Source organism: Gemmatimonadaceae bacterium (assembly GCA_020852815.1).
GTDB lineage: Bacteria > Gemmatimonadota > Gemmatimonadetes > Gemmatimonadales > Gemmatimonadaceae > SCN-70-22.
Window position 1 is genome coordinate 42,112 of sequence record JADZAN010000003.1, and the last position, 20,627, is coordinate 62,738.

Sequence of the window (20,627 nt, forward strand, 5' to 3'; positions counted from 1 at the left end):
ATCACGCGATCGCTACGCGGCGTCCACCCGACGCTCGCGCGGCGCGAGCGCAGCCGCGTCATGCTCGCCCGTCACCGTGCCCGGTGACGCCGGCACCTGCCCAAGCAATCGCACCACATGTGCGCGCTGCAGGTAGTACAGCCACCCGCCGTACAGCGCTGCCGTCAGCAACACGATCCCGCGCGCGACCGACGCGCCGTGGCCGGCATGAAAGCCGCGCACCCCCTCGCCCAGCAGCGCCGCTGTCGCTCCCCAGCGCGCCAGACGTGGCAACGCCGAGCCGTACGCGGTCACCGCGCGCCCGCGAAACTCGGCCACCATGTAACCCAGCAGCGTGAACGCCGCGACCTGTTCCAGGAAGCGCAGGATCTCGACCTTGGTCCACTCGATGGCGACACCGGGAAAGCCGAGTCCGACCTGCCACGCGTCCACGCCCCCGAGCAGCGGGGCAACGGTCAGCGCCGCCAGATAGGTGGCGTATGCGGGGGCCGCCGACTCGAGGAGCGGAACCTCGAACCGGCGATTGGCCGGCGTCGGCGTGTACTCACGCAGCCCGTTCGAGAGCGCGAAGAGCGCGACCAGGACCACGCCCAGCGCCAGCATCCACGGTCGCATGGGGATGGACGGGAAGGCCCCTGCCACGAACCAGACGACGGCAGCCAACCCGGTCATCCACGGGCTCAGCGCGCGGTTCGGGCCGAAGTGAAAGCGCTGGATTCCGCCCAGCAGCACGGCACCGAATACGCCGAGCAGGATGACCATCCACCCCCGGAACGGATCGCTCCCCGACGCCAGCGAGTTGAGCCAGAGCAGCGGGACGAGGAGGTAGATGAGCCCCATGAGCGGGAGTTCGAGCGAAAGTCGCCCGATCAGCGCGCCGTCCACACGGGCGCGCGGCGCCAGCCGTTCGAAGGCGATGGCGCCCAGCCAGGCGCCCCCCGCGTTCGTCGCCACATCGAGAACCGAGGTGTAGCGCTCGGCCTCGAACAGCTGCGCCGACTCGATCGCCATGCTCAGGAGTGCCGCCACCCAGAGCACGGTGAACGTCGAGTGCCGGAAGCCCTCCCGTCGCGCGAGCTGGAAGAGGAAGCCGAGGGGGAGGAAGAGCAGGACGTTGGCGACCACGTCGATCACCCCGCCGGTGAACATCACGCGCCAGCGGGTGGGCCAGTCGAAATGAAAGGGGAGGAGGGTGATGATCAGCGTCACCCCCATCATGTATGCGAGAAGGGCGAGCCCGAGCCTCGCACCGGTGTCGCGACCGGGTCCGGGCCCCTCTGCGGCGGGTGACGTGGCTTCGACCGCACACGGCGCGTCCATGCAGGGACTCGCCGAGGTGGACGCGGGGGCGTTCGGGGGAGACGCGGCGGAACGGGGTATGCTCACAACGGACAGGCGAGAGGACGGCTGCGAGTATCGGCAGGAATCTCCTCGAAACTGTTGCGTGAGCGCGCCGGCCTGAGCCGCGAGCGGTCACCAGGTGCAACGATTCTAAGCGGGCTCGAGCGACTAAGTCGTTAAATGGTGGGAGTTTTCAGGTGGTTTTCGGGCAGATTTTTCCGTTTGTGGGCCATTACGTTTGGCACTAAGATGAGCGTGGACATGAACGGATCGACGTCGGTAGGCGGCACGGTTTCGGAGCTGCCGGGAAGGGAGAGACTCTCGATCGCGCTGGCGACGGGGGCGACGTTCCTGGTGCTTTTCGCCGAGCCGCTGGTGAACACGGCGCGGACGTGGTGGAGCGATCCGGAGTCTGGACACGGGCTGCTGCTGGCGCCAATCGCGATCTGGCTCGCCTGGCAGCGCGGCCAGGCGAAGGACACGAGGGCGCAACCGGTGCTCGGCTTGGCGATGGTCGCCATGGCGGTGCTGTTCCGATACGTGGCGGTGCTGGCGGCGGAGGCGTTTGTGGGTCGGGCGTCGATGTTCCTGGCGCTGGCCGGCCTGGTGGTGTGGGGGTGGGGGATGAGGCAGCTCCTCCATTGGTGGCTCCCGGTGGCGCTGCTGGCGCTGTCGGTGCCGCTACCGGAGATGGTGATGGGGGCGCTCGCGCTCCCGCTGCAGTTCAAGGCGTCCCAGTTGGGGGCGGCGATGCTGGCCACGCGCGGCATCCCGGTCCACCTGGACGGCAACGTGATTCGGCTTCCCGGGCACGACCTGTTCGTGACGGAGGCATGCAGTGGTTTGCGTTCGCTCACGGCGCTCCTGAGCCTGGGAGTGTTGTTAGGCGGCGTGATGTTGAAGCGACCGGCGTTGCGCCTCGCGATTCTGGCGTTGTCGATACCGGTGGCGGTGCTGGTGAACGGCGTTCGCGTCTTCATGACGGGGTTCCTGGTCGCCTTCGTGGATCCGAAGCTGGCCGAGGGGTTCTCGCACATGACGGAGGGGTGGCTGCTCTTCCTGGTCGCTTTCGCGATTCTGGGGGGGCTGACGTGGGGGGCGATGGCCATCGAGGGGCGCCGGGCGGGGACGGTGCAGCATGCCTAACGCGTTTCGCGGCTGGGCGGCGTACCTCCCGGCGATGATTCTCGCGGTTGGCTCGGTGCTGCTGGCGGGCGCCCGGCGTCAGGAAATCGTGAAGTTGCCGCATTCGCTGCGCGATGCGCGCTTCGAGTTCACGGGATTTGCAGTAGAGAGCAGGACCATCAGCGAGAACGAGCAACGGGTTGCCGGCATGTCGGACTATGCGTTTCGCATTTTCCGCTCGCCGACGGACTCCACGCAGATGTTCTCGACGTACGTCGGCTACTACGAATCGCAGGCCACCGGGCGCACGATCCACTCGCCCAGGAACTGCCTTCCGGGAGCCGGGTGGCAGACGGTGGAATCTGGAACGCGGACGTTGCAGGTGGCCGGGCAACCGGTGACGGTCAACCGGTATATCCTGGCAAACGGTCCGTTGCAGGCGATGGTGTACTACTGGTACCAGGGGCGCGGGCGCGTGGCCTGGAACGAGTATGCGGTCAAGTGGGATCTGTTGCGCGACGCGGCCACGCGCGGGCGCACGGAGGAAGCGCTGGTGCGGATCATGGTCCCGATCCCACCGTCGCGGCAGTTCAATGCAACGGAATGGCAGGAACGGCTGGCTCGTGCGGACGACCTCGCGTCCCGCGCGGCGATCGGACTGGTCTCCTCGGTGGAGCAGCTGCTCCCCCGGTGGACGCCGCCGGTCACATGAAACGAGGCACCACTTCCCGAATGGGAGATTGAAGCAGATGTCGATGCACCGAATCGCGTACGTCCCGCTCGTGCTGGCATCCGTGGTTGCCGCTCTCGCCGCGCATCCGGCAGATGCCGCCGCTCAGGCGAAGCCGGGGCCGCAGAAGAGCACGACGGTCACGGTGGGCGGGACGGGGCGGCAAGTCATCACCGTCTCGGTGCTCGGCGCCCTGCGCGCCGTGAACGGGACGCAGCTGTACTACTTCCCCGATCCGTTCGATCCACTCACCGGGCAGTTCTCCCCCAACCGCAAGGTCGCCATCGGCCCCGCGGCGTCGCTCCCCACGCGTTCGCAGTGGGTCGCGCCGCAGAACAGCACGGTGATCGGCACCTTCCTGCCGGGACAGACGCTGGTCTTCGGGCTCGAACTCCCCGGAAATGTCTGGTACTACTCCGGCGCGGTGAACGTGGCAAACGCCACTGGGCTCTCGGCGGTGAACGGTTCCATCGCGTCGATCTTCAGCGGCAGCTGGGTGAACGGCGCCGTCACCGGCGCGGGGACCACGGTCTACAACTGGAACACGATCCAGGGGACGCGCAGCCCGGTCGAAGGGCTCCAGTTCGTCACCACGCAGGCGGTCGCGACCCCGGAACCCGCGACGCTGTCGCTCATCGGCCTCGGGCTGGCTGGGCTGGGCGGTGTCGGCCTTCGCCGGCGTCGCAAGTCCTCGTAGCAGCACACCCTCGGATGTATGGACGGGCGCGGCCTCAGGGTCGCGCCCGTCGTCTTGTTCCGGGGCACCGCCACTCCAGCGGGAGCCGGGACTCAGGGTCCAGTTCGTCGCGCCGATACTCCTTCATGGAGAACCCGTCCTGGGGGGGCGCATCGTGTGCCTGCCGGGACGCGGGCGCATACCTCTCACTGGACCTGCGATGCGTTCACGAGACACCCGGCGAAGTGGCAGTGCAAGCGTTCGCGCTTCGCGCCTTGCCCTGATTCTGCTGACGGCGCTCGCCCCGCTGGCGCTTGGCGCGTGCGGGAAGAAGGCCGCGACCGATCCCCCTTTGCCAGGATCGCTCGTCCTCGTCCAGGGGAACAACCAGCAGGTGCAAGGGGGATACGAACTCCCCAACCCGATCATCCTTCGCGTCCTTGCAGCCGACGGAACACCACTGGAGAAGATTCCGATCGGCTTCGCCGTGGTGCAGGGGGGTGGATCGGTCTCGCCGGGGAGCGCACCCAGCGACGAGAACGGCGAGGTGAAGGTCAAGTGGACCATGGGGCCCAACGATGCTGCCCAGATGTTGCGGGCCTCGGTTCCCGGCGTCGAGGCGGTCAACGTCACCGCCATTGCCCTCCTCCCGTCCGACATCATCATTGCCCAGGGCAACAACCAGGTCGCCAAGGCCGGGGCTGCTCTCCCCAACCCGATCGTCATTCGCATCGTCGGGCCGGGCAACGTTCCCATGAAGAACGTCGCGGTCGCCTTTCAGGTGATCGGCGGCGGCGGGCTCATCTCCCCGCAGTCCGGGCTCACCAACGCGTTAGGCGAGGTGACGGCACGCTGGACGCTGGGCGGGACTGCAGGGGTCAACACGCTGGCCGTGTCCAGCGGTTCGCTGCAGCCCCTGTCGCTCATGGCCGTCGGGCAGTAAGCCAGCGGTCGCGCGCCTCGAGAATTGCCCCGGGGTCGTCGGAGAGAATGCCGCACACCCCCTTGTCCCACAGCCGGCACGCCCGGTCGGCATCGTTCACCGTCCAGACGTGCAGCGGGACTCCCGCCGGGCGCACCGCGCGGGCCAGCGCGCCTAACGGGACGGGGATCCCCCGATACACCTCGGGGAGCGACATCACCTGGAACGGGAGCGACGTGTAGCGCCGCCCGGCGAGGGCGGGGAGGCAGCGCCACGCGATATCACGCGTCCCGGCCCCGGTCGCGATGCGGCTCCCGCGGAATGTAAGCATGGGCTCCGCCGCGAACGAGGCGACGATGCACCGCTCCTCTCCCCCCACGCGCTCGATGACGTCGCGCGTCCCGGCCGCGGCCTCGGCCACCTTGATCTCGATCAGCACCGGCATGTCGGGCAGCGCGAGCAGCACCTCCTCCAGCGTGGCGATCCCGATGCCGCGATCGCGGTAGGGAAAGCGATTCCCGCCGTCCTGCGTGAACATCGCCCCTGCATCGAGCAATCGCAGGTCGGCCAACGTCATCTCCGCCACCGCGCCGCTGGCGCCCGTGGTGCGCATGACGGTCGCGTCGTGGAAGACGACGATCTCCCCGTCGCGCGTGCGGCGCACGTCGAACTCGAGCGCATCTACGCCGAGCGAACGCGCCTGCTGGAACGACTCCAGCGTGTTCTCCGGTGCGTGCGCGCAGTTGCCGCGGTGCCCGATCACGGGGTTCGCCGCGAGGTCGAGTAAGGGATGCAGGGGCGGCACTGGGGCGCGGGAGGAGTGTTGGCTAGGAAACTACTGGATGCCCAACGGCGCGGGAGTGCCTGCCGAGCGACGCCACCTCGTCATCGCGAGCAATAAGAAATCGCCGCCCGGGGAAGACCCCCGAGCGGCGACTCGTGATGCAGTGGCCCGCTAGAAGTTGTACTGCAGGCGCGTGACGACCTGGCGCCCGATCTGTGGCGAGCCGGGGAACGAGCGGACCTTCTTGTCGAGCACGTTGGTCCCGTTGAGCGACCACATCACTTCCTGTGCGCCAAACGGGAGGCGGTAGTTGAAGCCGAGGTCGATCAGGGAGCTGGTCGGGACGCCGTCGTAGATGTAGTACTGCGTCGACCCGGGGCGCTGGAAGCGCATCGGCTTGCCGTTGACGTCCGGCCCCGCGGCATACACGCCCGAGTTGACCGGATACTCCGACATGTAGCGCCAGCGGAACTCGGCGCCGTAGCGGCGCGGCTCGTTGCGGTACTTCACCGTGAACGACGCCTTCCCATCGGGCGCGTTGAGCATCAGCGGCGACGAGTTGGACGAGACGATGTCCGAGAAGATCAGGTCGCTCACCCAGCTATAGGTGCCGGCGAAGGTGAAGTACTCGTTGGCCACGAAGTCCACGGCCATGTCGACCCCCTTCACCGTGATCTCCTTGTTGCTCGACGACGTGTACGTGGCGTAGACGTCGGTGCCGTTGGCGAACGTATCGTTGTTGAACTGCACGATGCCGAGCGGCAACTGCGCGGCGGCGGTGGCGATGGCCGGGGCAATCTGCGCCGCCGCCTGTACGGCCTGCGCCTGCGGCATGCCGGCGCCCATCAGGATCTGGACAATGTTGGGGCCGAGGTACGCGCCCAGCGTCTGTCCGTTGAAGAAGACGTTCGGCGTGGCAAGGCCGGCGGGGTTGCCGACGTCGCCGCGCTTCTGCACCCAGCCGTCGATCGCCAGGCGCAACTTGTTGCCGATGATCCCCTTGTAGCCGAGCTCGTACGTCTTGTTGTACGACGCATCGAGCGGCCCGATGTCGGCCAGCGCGCCGTTCTGGATGTCGCGTGCCGGGTTGGTGGCCTGGTTGAGGTAGGCGACGCGCGTCCCGACCTGCGCATCCGTCGGCTGCAGGTTTCCGAGCGCGCCGACCAGCGCGGTCGCGTTGGCGGCGCCGAGCGACGGCGTGAGAAGGGCAATGAGGTTGGCACGCAGCCCGGTGATCACGCCGCGGTACACGCCGGCGGCCGACGACGCCACCCAGTTGTTGCCGCCGGAGAAGCGCGACTTCATGCACAGCCCGCCGTTGAGCGTGCCGCAGGTGCGGTTGAACGACCATCCCGCCTTGGGCGGGTTGCCCAGCGCGCGGATGTTGTAGCCCGAGTTGCCGATGTTGCGCGCCTGGATCAGGTCCAGGAAGTACGAGAAGTTGGCCGGCGTCGAGAAGGCGCGGTTGTACGTGACGCGGAAGTTGTGCGTCTCGGTGGGCTTGAAGACGAGCGCCAGGCGCGGCGACGTCTGGTACCCGTCAATGAGCGAGTTGTGGTCGACGCGCAGCGCGGCGATGAAGTCGAGCTTCGAGGTGAGGTTGGTCGTCGACTGGAGGTAGCCGCCGACTTCCGTCACGTCGTCGATGGACTCGTTGCGGCCGTTGATCGTCCCGCCGGTGCGCGGGTTGGTCTTGATGAGGTCGAGGCCATAGACGAAGTCCTGCTTGCTGCCCAGTCCCAGCCCGTGTTGCAGCTGCGCGGCAAAGACGCGCGACTGGTCCACGATCGGCTGCCCCGAGCGCAGGAGGTATGTCCCCGACGTCGACAGCGAGTCGTCGTTGCCGGCATCGCTCAGGTTGAGGAAGACCTGCCCGAAGAGGCGCCCAATGCGGGCGCGCTGCTGCAGGCTCTTGTATGTCCAGTTCTTGATCTGCGCGGTGCCGTTGGCACCGGTCAGTTCGAGCCCGCTCCCCACGTCGGTGTAGCCGAGCGTGGTGACAAACTCGGAGTTGTCGCTGGGGCGGATGTCGAGGCGCGCCTCGGAGGTGAAGCGGCGCAGGCCGAAGTCGCGGATGTTCGCCTTGCCGCGGCGCGATGCCGGTGCCTCGGCGGGGAAGACGTCCGGTTCACCCGGGTCGGAGTTCGGGAGAACGTTGCCCAGCGTGTCGTGCGCCGAGGGGCTGCTCCAGTCGGTCGCGCTGAAGTACTCGCCCGACAGCTTGTAGCCGACCTTCGGGGTGATGAGCCCCGCGTGGCGCAGCGAACCGCGAATCAGGCTGCGGTTGCCACCGTCGACGGTGAGCGTGGTCCCCTGCGACGAGAACGGTGACTTGGTGATGACATGCAACACGCCGTTTGCCGAGTTGGGGCCGTAGAGCGCCGAGGCGGGGCCGAGGAGCACCTCGATGCGCTCCACATCCTCGTTGGTCCCCGTCATCAGGAAGGGGACGTTCACACGCAACGACGGGACGCCCGCGAAGCGGTAGTCCTGCAGCATCAGGATCGAGCCCGAGAACGCGTTGTTGAAGCCGCGCGCCACGACGTTGGACTGGGCAATGCCGCCCTGGTTCACGTCGACGCCGGCGATGCCGCGCACATGATCGGTCACCGTGACCGAGGGGCGCTCCTGGATGTCGCGCACGTCGACCACCGAGACCGAGGCCGGCGCGGCGAGCGCCTTCTCCGGGCGGCGCGACGCCGTGGTCACCACCGGGTTCAGCTCCGTGGCGATCTCCTTCATCGTGAAGTTGACCGTCGCGGCGCCGCCAGCCGTGACACTCACCCCTTCGGTCCGCATCTGCGTGTAACCGATGCGCGAGGCGACGACGGTGTACGTCCCCGCCGCGACGTTGGCCACGCGATACGTACCGTCATCCCGCGAAAGGACCGACGCTGCCATCTGCCCGGACGCGTTGATGGCCTGCACGCGGACGCCATTCAATGGCGTGCCGCCCTCCGTGGTGACCTTGCCGCCAATGGAGCCCCCCTGCGCAAGCGCGGGACGCGCCGCAAGCGCGAGGACACACAGGACGGCAAATCGACGAACTCGTGAAGCGAACATCAACACCTCGTGGGAAGTGGTGTAAATGGGGTGTCAAGGCAGAGCGAAGATACGGCGCCGCCTCGGCTGTACGCCATACTGGAGCGGCGGGGCGCGACCGTTCGTGCAGGAGGTGCAGGGCGCCGCCTTGCGCGCCGTCGCCACCGGGGCGAGACATGAATGAGATCCAACTCCGGGGTGCCTCTACTCGCCCCTGCCGGACACCGTCGTCCGGCGGACCCGTTCTCCCTGCGATTCCCGAGCCATGCGATACCCGGTCCAGATTGCTGCAATTCTGCTCGCGCTTTCTCGCGTTGCGTTGGGGCAGGAGGTGCCGTCAGGTGCGACCGGGGGTACACCGATCCGGACGCTGGTGGGCGACGTTGCCCTCGTGGTGCGCGATCAGGGCGACGGGACGCTGGCCATTGGGGCGGCCGGTGCGGCGCGCAGCGTTCTCTTGCGGGTGCGAACCAGCGACGCGCGTCGTTGGGCCGACTCGGCGCTACGCCTGCTGGCGGCGCCGATCCCCCGTGCGGGGCGGCGCGCGTTGGCGCGCGCGGGGAAGCGAGCGGCGCCAACGCCGGAGCCTAACGACACTACGGCGTCGGTGCGGGCACGTGCCGTGCTGGAGGAGCCGGGCGTGGGAGCGGGGACGCTCGACCTCACGCGCCTGGACAGCGCCGGGAGCCGGCGCTGGATCCTCTTCATCGACGACGCCGAACTTTCACCGTTGCGCTCCGCGCTGGAGCGCGACGAGGCGCGGGCGCTGGCGCGTCTGGTGCGGCGCGCCTCGTCGCCGCCGGCGCGTGGTCCAGCTGCAAAGCAGCGCCGGCCGTCCGCGGCGGCCAATGGTGCTAGCGCCCCCCGGGTCCCCCGCGCCCCGTAAGCCCACGCTCGGCCATGGCGCGCCGCAGCGTCTCGCGCGCGGCGAGGGCGTCGGCGTTGCCGGGGGCAAACTCGAGCCCCGCGTTGGTTTCCTCGAGCGCGCGCGCCAGCTCGCCGCGCGACGCGAGGATGCGCGCCAGGTAGAAGTGCGCCACCGGGAGCGACGGGTCGTTTGCCACGGCCTGTTCGTACCCGCGCAGTGCCTCGTCCATGCGCTGCTGCTCGTAGTGGATGTTGGCGAGGTTGAACCAGGCCAGCGGCTCGTGCGCGTTGAGCGCGAGGGCTTTCCGATATGCCGACTCGGCGCCCCCCTTGTCCCCCGCAGATGAGAGCGCGATGCCGAGGTTCACGAGCGCCAGCGGTTGCTGCGGGTCGAGCGTGAGGCTTTGGCGGATGCTCGCCGCGGCCTCGGCAAAGGCGCCGGCTTGCGACTGCGCTACCCCCATGTTGTGGTGGATGCGCGGGTCGTCTGGTGCGATCTCGAGGGCCTTGCGATAGACGCGGACGGCTTCGTCGTTGCGCCCGTCGTTGCGGGACCGGTCGGCGAAGTAGCCCAGCACGAGCGCCCATCGCGCGCGCACGCGCGGTTCGTCTTCGCCAAGGGAGCGCAGGTGTGCGGCGAGCCTGGCGCGCACCGGGCCGCGGTTCCCCGCCGCCAGATGCAAGGCCCCCAGGGCGAGCGCGCGCACGTCGGGATCCGGGTGCGCCCCGAGCTGGTCGAGACGATTGGTGACGTCCCGCTCGATGTCGGGCATGTCGGCCGACAGGAAGGTCTCGGCAAACTGCGCCATGCCGGCAAAGAGCGCGGCGGTGTGCGGTTCGCGCGCGTTGAGCACCAGGCGCGCCGCCGCGACGCGATCGGTCAGGGCGGCGGCGCGCTGTACCGCGGCGATGCCCGGCGCCACCGGCTTGAGTTCACCGTACCAGGCGCGCACCTGCTGGTCCAGCGCTCGCTCGCCCTTGTCGGCATGGCACGTCTTGCACGCGCTCATCACGCCCGACGCCGAGTCGGTCACGGGGCGCGGGACGGGGATCGCGTGGTCGGAGCGCGCGTAGCGGAGCCGCGTCCCCACCTCGGGTTCCTGCAGGTAGGGCATGTGGCAGCCCACGCAGCGGCTCCCCTCCGAGTTGGCGGCGTGGTGTGTGTGCAGCGTCGGCGCCGCGGCCTTGGCCTGGTGGCACGACGTGCACTGGCGGTCGTCGAAGCGCCCGGGGATGGCGGTGCCATCCACGGTGCGGTAGCCCTGCGAGTGCGGGTCGTGGCACGAGGTGCACGTCATCCCGCCGTTGACGTAGCAGTCCGACCAGAGGTGCCCCTGCTGGTAGGCGAAGGTGCGTACGCGACCGTCGGCCAGGTGCGCGCGATCGCCCAACTGCGGCGTGCGCAACGCATAGAAGTCCTCCAGCCGCTCGCCGGCGATGTAGCCGCCGCGCAGGCGATCCTTGAGGGCGTGGCAGCTCCAGCACGTCCCCAGCGACCCGTCCTTGGAGAGCGTGGCCAGCGCCGCCATCCCCACGTCGCCAGCCGCAACGGCGCGGGGGTCCTTCACCAGCGCCAGGTGACGGCGCCCCGGTCCGTGGCACGACTCGCAGTTGACCTGCAGCGTGGTGAGGCGCGTGCGCTGCCGGGCCTGCGCCGTGTCGAGCGAAACGACGATCTGGCTCCCGTGACACGACTGGCAGTTCGTGTAGCGCACCTCGTCGCCCAGCACGCGAATCGGCGGCCAGTCGCCGCAATCGGCGAGCAGCATCTCGGGGGAGACCGGTTGCCACCCCTTGTCGGCACGCGCCTCCGTATTGCAGAACCAGCGCCCCTCGATGCGATGGAAGTCGAAGGGGAGGAAGCGCCAGGTGCCATCCGGGAACTTCGACACGAAGCCCTGCGTCCCGCCCCCCACCATGTGCCCCCGCCCAATCACGCCGTCCACCGCGAAGACGCGCTCGGCACGACCCTGCTGGCGCACGATGAATCGATAGTTGCCGCCAGCCGCAGTGGGGATCACCACGGCATCCCTGAATCGCATCGGCGTCCCGTCGAACGGCGCGATGATCGTTGCGGCTGACGGCACGCCGCCCGCCGTCCCGTGCGTCGAGCGGCGCCACGTGGCGAACTCGGTGGCATGGCACGACGCGCACGCGTCCGAGCCCACGAAGTCGTCGTTGGTGATGGAGGGCGCCGCCAGCCGCACCATGGGTGCCGGCAATGGCTCCAGCGACGCCGCGTCCGACGCGCCCTCGTTGCCCCACGGGCGCAATACGGTGAGCACCGCGGCGACGGCGAGAAGCACGATCATGCCGAGGAGGAGCCAGAGGCGCGAGGCACGAAAGCGCGGCGGGAGCGGGGTGACAGGTGTGCCCCCATGCCGAGCAGCCGCCCTGCGCGACGACTCGCCCTTTCCCTCGCCGCCAGCCGGCGGCGCGCCTCCCTTCATCTTGCGCGCCATGGCCTACGGCGTCCTCGCGTCGTCGCGCGACCAGGCGGGCCCCTGGCAGCCGCATAGCGAGCGAATGTGCGCCACGAGGGCGCGGATCTCCGTCGTCGAGAGCGAGCCGCCAAAGGCAGGCATGCGCGGGCTCCGGTTCATGATCTCTCCGCCGCCGGCGATCGTGTCATACAGCGAGTCGTCCGGGCGGCGCGCCATCGCCTCCCGGTCGCTGTGCGCCGTTGGCTTGACCGGGAGCGACGATGCATTGGGGCCGTCACCCTTGCCGCTGGCGCCATGGCAGGCAGCGCACCACTTGGCGTACAGCGCCTTCCCATCGACCGTGGCGGTGGGTGGCGCCGGCGCCGGCACGGGGAGCGCCCCCGTCGCGTTACCCGGGCGTGTCGCGAGGTAGCGCACCAGCAGGTCGCGCGTGCCTGCAGGAATCAACGGGCGCGGCATTGCGGCTGACGGCACCACGCGCTGCGGGTCGGCGAGCATCGCCGCGATGTACTCGCTCGATCGCCGCGTGCGCACGCTCGACAGGTCGGGGCCAATCTTCCCCCCGCTCCCGTTCACGGTGTGGCAGCCGAGGCAGGGGAGGTGGTCGCGCAGCAGCGCCTCGACCTTGCGCGTGGCGGCCGGCGTGAGCGGTTCCGGGTCCATCACGGCAGCCACCGCCGCCACGGCCGCCGGCCCCGGGCGTATCGCGCCCGGTGATCGGGGAGTCGCGGCGCCGCGCGCCTCCGGGTGGGCGCGCCACCGGGAGTTGGTGTGCGCCGTCACCGCGGCGCGAGGGAGCGGAGCGGGGGTGGGGGAGACGCTCGGCGCTGCCGGGGGGACCAGCAGGAGAAGCGAAAGGAACCGCTTCACCCGGCCGATACTCCAAGCGATGGTCCTGCCTTCATCGACGCGTCCTATCGTGCAGAATCACGCCAAAGAATACCCGGGCAAGCGAGAGCCGCACAATACGGACGACCGGTCGCCGCTCGAGATCAAGATGCGGATGATCCTGTCCGAGGCCGACTTCCCGGCGATTTCGAAGGACGCCCTCGATGCATTGAAGCACATGCCCGAGGACGACGCGTCGATACAGCGCCTGGCCAACATCGTCCTGCGCGAGTATGCGCTCACGCTCAAGGTGCTGCGCACCGCGAACAGCGCCTACTACAAGCGGTCGGACAAGACCATCCAGAGCGCGACGCACGCCATGCTCCTCCTCGGGGCGCGCACCGTGCGCCACCTGGCGGCCTCGCTCCTCGTCTTCGAGCACTATCGCAAGCGCTCGCCCGGGCTCAAGGAGCTGATGCTCCTCTCGCTCCTGACGGCAAACCACGCGCGCGAGATCGCGATGCGGCGCAACCTCCCCGATCCCGAGGAAGCGCACCTGTGCGGGATGTTCCGCAACCTGGGCGAAGTCCTCATCGCCGGCTACTTCCCCAAGGAGTACGCGAGGATCCTGCAACACCTCGAGACCAGGGCCCGCGGTGAGGCGATTGCCGCCTTCGAGGTGCTCGGCTTCCGCTTCGAGGAGCTGGGCGAGGCGATGGCCAAGCACTGGGGGATGCCGGAGACCGTGTTGATGGGGATTCGCGCCGATGGTCCGCTTGCCACGTCGGAGGTGGGGGTGATCACGGCGTTCGCGCATGAGCTGACCGCCGCGGTGTACCGTCGCGAGTCCGATCCCAAGCGCGACAACGTCGCCGAGGTCATCTCGCGCTATGCGCGCCGCCTGAGCCTGTCGCGCGAAGAGGTGGCGGGGGTTCTCGAGTCGGCGCTCTCCGAGACCAAGGAGGTCTTCGCCAGCGCCAAGGTGTCGCTCGACGACCTCAAGCTGCGGCGACTGCAGAAGGTGGCGATGGCGCAGCTGGGAACTCCCGGCACACCGGCCAACGCGCTCGTATCACCGCCCCGAGCGGCGACCGTTGCACCGGTCAACCAGGCGGCCGAGCTGGAAGCGGCGATTGCGTTGGCGCGCGTGCGCGAGGAGCTCATCACCGAGGTGGCGCGCATCGCGCACCCGTCGTCGGGGGAGGATCTCAATCGGGTGATCCTGATGGTGCTGGAGGGTGTCCTGCGCGGCGGGCCGTTCGATCGCGTCGTCTTTTGCATGATCACCGCGGATCGGAGCGGGGTGAAGGCGCGATATGGACTGGGGACCGGGGTGGAGCAGTTGCTCGAGAAGTTCACCTTCGAGCTGAGCCCGCGCGAGGGGCCGGTAGCGGTGGCCATGCTGCGGCGCCAGAGCGTCTTCGTCCCGGTGGAGCGCGATTTCACGGCGCAGGAGCTGCGCTTCGCGCAGTCGTTAGGCGCGTCGAGCTTCGGCGTCTTCCCCGTGGTGGTGGGCGCGCGCCTGGTGGGGTGCGTGTACTGCGACCGTCCGTGGAACGCGCGCCACCCCGATCGTGCCACGCTGGCGTACGTGCGCAAGCTGTGCGACGGCGCGGTGCGGGGGATCGAGGCGCGCCAGGCGGCGTCGACCCCGGGGCGGCAGGGGACCGGCGTGCAGGCGGTGCTGCGCTCCACGCCGTCCTACTCCGCCACCTTCAAAAGCGACACCGTCCTGCGCCTGTTGCGTGGCGAGGACCTCGCGACCGTCTCGTCGGAGCTCGGGATCGCGTCGCCGGTGCTGGAGAAGTGGAAGGGCGAGTTCCTCGCCGGCGCCCTGGCGGGAATGAAGGCCGGCTAACCGGCCGCTGCGCCCTGGCGGGCGTCGAGCAGCGTGATCTTCTGCCAGATCTTGCGCGACAGTCCGTTGGTCAGGTCCTCCACCTCGTTCACCGCCTGCAGCACGACCGCGTCGTCGAGGCGCTGCACGAACAGCGCACCGATCTTGGCCGTCAGCGACAACAGCTCGCTGCAGTAGTCCAGGTAGCGACCCAGCTCGGCGCGTGTCATCGTGCGCACCGGCGAGCTGGCGGTGTCCTCGCGCGGGATCAGGAGGCGCTCGGGGTCCTTGGTGAGCTGGTGCATGTCCACGATGTGGGCAATGCTGCGCAGCTGGTGGATGCGGCGCAGCACGGCGCGGCGCTTGAGCCGCGTCTCGATCGACAGCAGGAAGTAGATCGCGATGCCGAGGAAGACCACGTCGTTGACCGCCGCCTCGACTCCCTGCGCAAACTCGGCGAAGCCGGACACGTGCGTGGGGGCATGCAGGCGCTGGACGACTCCCGCCACGGCGGCAACGACGGCGACCACCATCAGCGCGATGGCCGTTCCCACGCCGGCGCGAATGGGCCAGTGCGGCTTCCCTAACGAGTCGGCCTCGCGCGCACAGTCACGCGCGAGGCCCAGCAGGTCGCGCCCGACGCCGGAGAGCCCGGCGCCGGGAAAGCGTTCCTCGATGCGTTGTCCCAGTCGTTCGATCGTCGCGATGATGTGCGTCGCGTCGAGCGTGCGAAAGCTCATCGCCCCCGGCTCACTGCGCCGCCAACTTCTGCGGCCAGCGCTCGAACCAGCTGCGCAGGTACAGCTGCGTGCGCAGGAAGTTCGACGGCGTCGACGACGTCCCGTGCCACTCGTTGTTGAAGCGGATCATCGCCGTGGGCACCTTCCGGTACTTGAGCGCCATGTAGTACTCCTCCGTCTGCGGCATCGGCGTGCGCAGGTCGAGGACCCCCGTCATCAGGATCGTCGGCGTCTTCACGTTGCCGACGTACATGATCGGTGAACGCTTGAGGTACTCGCTCGGGTCCTCCCAGAACGGCTTCTCGAAGTTGCGGTACCACCCCGGACCGTCGGTCGTCCCCACGAACGACATCCAGTTGGTGACCGGGCACATCGAGGCGGCCGCGGAGAAGCGGTTGGTGTGCCCCACCGTCCACGCCGTGAGGACGCCGCCGCCCGAACAGCCAAAGACATACAGCCGGTTGGTGTCCACGTAGCCGCGGTTGATCACCGTGTCGACGCCGGCCATCAGGTCGTCGAAGTCCTTGCCCGGGTAGGCGTTCTTGATCGCGTTGCCGAAGGCGCTCCCGTAGCCGGTGGAGCCGCGCGGGTTGGTGTAGAGCATCACGTACCCTTCGGCGACGTGGTTCTGCCGCGCGAAGTTGAAGCCGACGTTGTACATCGAGTGCGGCCCGCCGTGGATCTCCAGCATCAGCGGGTACTTCTTCCTCGGATCGAAGTCGGGGGGCTTCACGATCCATCCCTGGATGCGGAAGCCGTCCACCGACGTGTACCAGACCTCCTCCTGCTCGCCGATCTTCTTCCCGGCCAGCACGTCGTCGTTGACCGCCGTCAGCGGCTTGAGGTCGGGCTTGGCCAGCGCGAAGCTCACCACGTCGTTAGGCCTGGCCGACGTCGACACCACACCGACCGCCACCCCTGCCTTGCCGATGTCGGTGGTCGTGAGCACCTGCGCCCCCTTGGTCACCTGGCGCGGCGCACCGGCCAGGGGGGCGAAGTACAGGTTGCGCGCCCCCTCGTTCTCCGCCGTGAAGTACACGCCGCTCCCGTCAGCGGCCCAGATCAGCCCCGACGGCGATCGATCGAGCTGTGGCGTGAGCGAGCGCGGGTTCGACCCGTCGGCGTTCATCACGTACAGCTGCTGGTCGCGCCACGTGTCGGTCGTGTAGTCATAGCCCGTGTAGGCAATGAGCTTCCCGTCCGGCGACGGGGCCGGCTGGCCGTCGGGGCCGTTGCGCGTCGTCAGCTGCCGGATGGTGCCGCTCGTAACGTCCACCGCGTACACGTCGCTCTGCCGCCACGAGTACTCGGCCTCCGGCACGCGGTTGGCGCTGAAGACGATCGACTTCCCGTCCGGCATCCACTGCGGCGCGCCGTGGTCCCAGTTGCCGCTCGTGACCTGGCGCGGCGTCCCTCCCTCGGCCGAGACGACGAAGATGTGCTGGTAGGCATCGTCGTTGAAGCCCTGCCGGTCCTGCCGGTAGTCGAGCTTCGTCACGACGCGCGGCGGCTCAATCCACTTTGCACCTTTAGGGGCCGCCGGCACCGGGATGTTCCACGACTCGCGGTACGGAACGCCCATGCGGAAGGCGATCGACTTGCCGTCGGGCGACCACGTGAGGTCGCTCGGCGACTCCGTCAGCCGCGTCAGCTGCGAGATCGCCCCTTCGGCGTCCATCCAGCGCACGAAGAGCTGCGTCCCCGCCGGTTCGCCGCGCGCCGTGTAGGCGATGCGCTGCCCGTCCGGCGCCCACTCGACGTTGCTCCCGGTGACCAGGAAGCGGTTCCTGGTCCCGTCGGCTCCCATGATCCACAGCGACGACTCCCAGCGGTCGTTGATCTTGTCGATCCACCGGCGCGTGTAGATCACCTGCTTCCCGTCAGGTGAAAGTCGCGGCGCCTGCACGTCTTCCCAGTCGAGATACTGCTCCAGGGCGATGCGGTCGCGCACTTGCTGTCCCGCCACGGGGGCCGCGGCCTGCGCGGCCAGCGGTGGCGACGCGAGTGGAGCGAGCGGTGACGCGAGCGCGGCGGCCAGCGTCGCCGAGCCGAGGAGCGCACGAGGAATCGCGCGTGGTGCAGCCATGGGAACCTCCGGAGTGCGAGAGGGCGGGTGTGGCGGCTTGGGGGGAGCGGGGGCGTCGCCCCGCGAGAGGGCGGCGCGCATACGGTGCGTCATTGCGCGTCACGGCGCGAGGGGGGTGCGGTGGACGAGGGGGGGGGCGGGTGCGGGGGAGGCGGGTATGGCTGGTGAGGCGAGTGACTCGCCGTCGGGTGCAGGCGCGGGCAAAGCGCCGCTCGCGACCTCCCCGATCTCCCGCGACCTCCCGCGACCTCCCGCGACCTCCCGCGACCGTCCGCGACCGTCCGCGACCGTCCGCGACCTCTCGCGACCTCCCGCGACCGCCCGCGCGAGTCGTCGGCGCGTCAGCGAGCCGCGAGCGGGAGTGCGAGGACAGCGACGCACCCCGGACGGTCGCGACGGTTCTCCAGCGACAGAATGCCGCCGTGTGCCTCGGCGATCTGGCGCGAGAGGACCAGCCCGATCCCCGTCCCCTGCGGCTTGGTGGTGAAGAAGGGGACAAAGAGGTTGGCCGACGGCGGGAGCCCTGGCCCTTCGTCGTGCACCACCAGTTCCAGTCGCACCCCATCGGTGCGCCACCCCACGTCCACCGCACCACCGGTCGCCATCGATGCGTCCACGGCGTTGCGCACGAGGTTGATGAGCGCCTGCTCCAGCTGGTCGCGATCGGCGAGGATTGCCAGTTCGGGGCCGGGGACCACGCGCACCGGCATGCGTTGCTCGATCGCCGCCACGCGCCGCACGAGTTCGTCCACGCGCAGCTGGCGGCGTTGCGGGGCGGGGAGGCGTGCCAGCCGCGCGTAGGCGCTCATGAAGCGCGACAGCGCGTCGGCCCGGCTGGCGATGATCCCCAGCCCGCGCTGCATGTCCTCGTGCGATTCGCGGTCATTCGCCGCGCGCTCGACGAGCCCCGAGAGCGACCCGGCGAGCGACTTGATGGGGGCGAGCGAGTTGTTGATCTCGTGGCTCAGGACGCGCACGATGCGTTGCCAGGCCAGGAGTTCCTCCTCGCGCAGGCTCTTGGTCACGTCGGCGATGACGAGGAGTGTGTGCGGGCGCCCTTCCTGCCTAAAGATCGTGCGGCGCACCTCCCATCGCCCCGCGCGCTCGGGGAAGGCGAGGTCGTACACCTGCGGCGAGGCCCCGCGGAGCAGTTGGCCCAGGCCTAACGAGGCGGCCCCCTTGCCCACCAGCCGCTCGGCGCCCTCGTCCAGGAGGCGCTCGCCGGCGCGGTTCACCAGGCGCAACGCGTCGCGGTCGTCGAAGGTGAAGATGGCGACGTCGATCTCGGCCATCACGGCGCGCAGGAGCGACGAGGCCTCCATGGCCCCCTGCCGCTGCGTGCGCAGCGTGTCGCCCAGCATGTTGATCTCGAGCAGGGCGAGCCCCAGCGCGTCGTCGGAGCGCCCCAGGCGCGCCCGCAGCGAGAAGTCGCCTTCGCGCAGCGCCGCCAGCATGTTGGACAGCGTTTGCAGCGGCCGCACCACGCGTTCGCGCAGCGCCACGGCCACCACCAGCCAGACGCCGGCCACGAAGCCGCCGAGCGTCCAGGTGGTGCGCGAGGGGTAGTCGCCGGTTAACAGGAGCGCGATCGTCGCCACCACCCCCGGGAGTCCGGCGCCGATCGCGAGCAGGAAGACGCGGCGCTCGTGCGTGAGCGAGAAGCGGCGGCGCCGGCTTCCCTCGAGGCGCCACCCGGGGTCGTTCACCGCCCCCTCGAGGCGCGATGGCGGGTCGCGCCCGGCGCCGGCGTTCCGCTGCCAATCGTTGGGCTCACGGCGCCGTGCTCCCCGTGTCGATGCGGAAATGCTCCAGCCGGCGGTACAGCGCGCTGCGGCTCAGCCCCAGCGCCTTGGCGGCATGCGAGATGTTGCCGCCGTGCCGCGCCAGCGCCTTCCGGATCAGGACCTGTTCCACGTCCTCCAGCGACATGTCCTCGAAGCGCGGCGCGGCCTGCCCCGTCAGGCGCAAGCCGAGGTCGGCGGCGCGGATCGCGTTCCCCTGGGCAAGGAGCACCGCCCGCTCCACCGCATGCCCCAACTCGCGAATGTTTCCCGGCCACGCGTGCTCCAGCATGGCCTGCATGGCCCCGGTCTCGAACCCCTCGATCGCCTTGCGATAGCGCGGCGCATGGCGCTGCAGGAAGGCACGCGCGAGCGGCGCGATGTCGTCGCGCCGCTCGCGCAGCGGCGGGAGGTGAATCTCGATCGTGTTCAGCCGGAAGAGGAGGTCCTCGCGGAAGCGGCCGGCGCGCACCTCCGCCGGCACGTCGGCGTTGGTCGCCGACAGCACGCGCACGTCGACGCGCCGCATCCTCGACGATCCCACGCGCTCCACCTCGCCCCCCTGCAGCACGCGCAGCAGCTTGCTCTGTTGCGACAGCGAAATGTTGGCGATCTCGTCGAGGAAGATCGTCCCGCCGTCGGCCAGCTCGAAGCGCCCGATGCGATCCGTGCGCGCATCGGTGAAGGCCCCTTTCACGTGCCCGAACAGCTCGCTCTCGAAGACGCCATCGGCGAGCCCCCCCATGTTCACCGCCACGAAGCCGCGCGGCGCGCGCGGCGACGAGGCGTGCAGCCAGGTGGCGACGAGTTCCTTCCCCGTGCCGTGCTCGCCGGTGATGAGGACGTTGGCATCGCTGGGCCCCACGCGCTCCATCAGCTGCAACACCGGGCGCATCACCGACGACTCGGCGATCAGCGTGGGGAGCGTCGCGGTCGCCGAGCGAAGGGCGCGGTTCTCTCCCTCCAGCGACTGCGCCCGCCGCAGCGCTCGTCCCAGCTCCACCGCGTTGCGCACGATGGCGACCAGGCGCGCGTTGTCCCAGGGCTTCTCCACGTAGTCGTGCGCCCCGCGGCGCATCGCCTCGACCGCGGTATCGATGCTCGCCCACGCCGTCATCACGACGATGGGGAGCGTCGCGTCGTGCGCCACCAGCTGCTGCAGGAGGTCCAGCCCCTCGCGCCCGGAGGTCGTGTCGCGCGTGTAGTTGAGATCGGCCAGCACCGCGTCGTATTCGCGCGATCGCACCGACGCCAGCACCTCCATCGGCGACCGCGCCGCCTCCACGTGGTAGCCCTCACCCTTGAGCAGCAGCCGCAACGCCTCGAGGACGTCGGGTTGGTCGTCGGCGATGAGGAGGCGGGGGGAGCGAGGCATCTTCTGCGAGAGGACGAGAAGACGAGAATGACGAGAAGACGAGATCCTG

15 protein-coding genes are annotated in these 20,627 nt (G+C 69.4%); 6 read left to right on the plus strand and 9 right to left on the minus strand.

Annotation, left to right across the window (positions count from 1 at the left end; genetic code table 11):
- Positions 1-12: 12 nt before the first annotated feature.
- On the minus strand, positions 13-1,320 hold the full coding sequence (locus tag IT359_03180; protein ID MCC6927975.1) for a VanZ family protein: 1,308 nt from the start codon (positions 1,318-1,320) through the stop codon (positions 13-15).
- A gap of 282 nt (positions 1,321-1,602) precedes the next feature.
- On the opposite strand from IT359_03180, the gene xrt reads away from it, so the two are divergent.
- From xrt to IT359_03200, 4 genes are all read left to right on the plus strand, one after another.
- Entirely contained in the window at positions 1,603-2,487 is an 885-nt protein-coding gene (gene xrt / locus IT359_03185) for an exosortase (GenBank protein ID MCC6927976.1), read from the plus strand.
- Positions 2,480-3,178 carry an EpsI family protein gene (locus tag IT359_03190; protein ID MCC6927977.1) on the plus strand — a complete coding sequence of 233 codons (699 nt, stop codon included), beginning with the start codon at positions 2,480-2,482 and terminating at the stop codon, positions 3,176-3,178. The genes xrt and IT359_03190 overlap by 8 nt, the downstream gene beginning before the upstream one ends.
- A 37-nt stretch (positions 3,179-3,215) precedes the next feature.
- Positions 3,216-3,893, plus strand: a complete 678-nt coding sequence (locus tag IT359_03195; protein MCC6927978.1) for a PEP-CTERM sorting domain-containing protein — start codon at positions 3,216-3,218, stop codon at positions 3,891-3,893.
- Positions 3,894-4,092: 199 nt separating this feature from the next.
- Positions 4,093-4,815, plus strand: a complete 723-nt coding sequence (locus IT359_03200; protein ID MCC6927979.1) for a hypothetical protein — start codon at positions 4,093-4,095, stop codon at positions 4,813-4,815.
- Here the strand turns inward: IT359_03200 and IT359_03205 are convergent.
- On the minus strand, positions 4,796-5,599 hold the full coding sequence (locus IT359_03205) for a hypothetical protein (GenBank protein ID MCC6927980.1): 804 nt from the start codon (positions 5,597-5,599) through the stop codon (positions 4,796-4,798). The two genes, IT359_03200 and IT359_03205, sit on opposite strands and share 20 nt — an antisense overlap.
- A gap of 150 nt (positions 5,600-5,749) precedes the next feature.
- A complete protein-coding gene (locus IT359_03210; protein MCC6927981.1) occupies positions 5,750-8,641 on the minus strand; it encodes a TonB-dependent receptor in 2,892 nt (963 codons plus the stop codon).
- Between the two features lie 244 nt (positions 8,642-8,885).
- On the opposite strand from IT359_03210, the gene IT359_03215 reads away from it, so the two are divergent.
- Positions 8,886-9,506 (plus strand): hypothetical protein, encoded by a 621-nt coding sequence (locus IT359_03215; protein ID MCC6927982.1) that lies wholly within the window; start codon positions 8,886-8,888, stop codon positions 9,504-9,506.
- Here the strand turns inward: IT359_03215 and IT359_03220 are convergent.
- Entirely contained in the window at positions 9,475-11,949 is a 2,475-nt protein-coding gene (locus tag IT359_03220) for a tetratricopeptide repeat protein (protein MCC6927983.1), read from the minus strand. The genes IT359_03215 and IT359_03220 overlap by 32 nt on opposite strands.
- Positions 11,950-11,952: 3 nt before the next feature.
- Complete coding sequence (locus tag IT359_03225) at positions 11,953-12,801, minus strand: c-type cytochrome (protein ID MCC6927984.1); 849 nt, start codon at positions 12,799-12,801, stop codon at positions 11,953-11,955.
- Between the two features lie 49 nt (positions 12,802-12,850).
- Here IT359_03225 and IT359_03230 point away from each other — a divergent pair, with 49 nt between their 5' ends.
- Complete coding sequence (locus IT359_03230; protein ID MCC6927985.1) at positions 12,851-14,617, plus strand: HDOD domain-containing protein; 1,767 nt, start codon at positions 12,851-12,853, stop codon at positions 14,615-14,617.
- Here IT359_03230 and IT359_03235 read toward each other — a convergent pair.
- From IT359_03235 to IT359_03250, 4 genes are all read right to left on the minus strand, one after another.
- Entirely contained in the window at positions 14,614-15,336 is a 723-nt protein-coding gene (locus IT359_03235; protein ID MCC6927986.1) for a hypothetical protein, read from the minus strand. The two genes, IT359_03230 and IT359_03235, sit on opposite strands and share 4 nt — an antisense overlap.
- A 10-nt stretch (positions 15,337-15,346) precedes the next feature.
- Positions 15,347-17,422, minus strand: a complete 2,076-nt coding sequence (locus IT359_03240) for a S9 family peptidase (protein MCC6927987.1) — start codon at positions 17,420-17,422, stop codon at positions 15,347-15,349.
- 341 nt (positions 17,423-17,763) lie between these two features.
- The gene (locus IT359_03245; GenBank protein ID MCC6927988.1) at positions 17,764-19,128 is read right to left on the minus strand and encodes a hypothetical protein; all 1,365 of its coding nucleotides are present in this window, start codon (positions 19,126-19,128) and stop codon (positions 17,764-17,766) included.
- A 64-nt stretch (positions 19,129-19,192) separates the two neighbouring features.
- Positions 19,193-20,578: a sigma-54-dependent Fis family transcriptional regulator gene (locus tag IT359_03250; GenBank protein ID MCC6927989.1), complete on the minus strand. Its 1,386-nt coding sequence runs from the start codon at positions 20,576-20,578 to the stop codon at positions 19,193-19,195.
- Between the last annotated feature and the right edge of the window lie 49 nt (positions 20,579-20,627).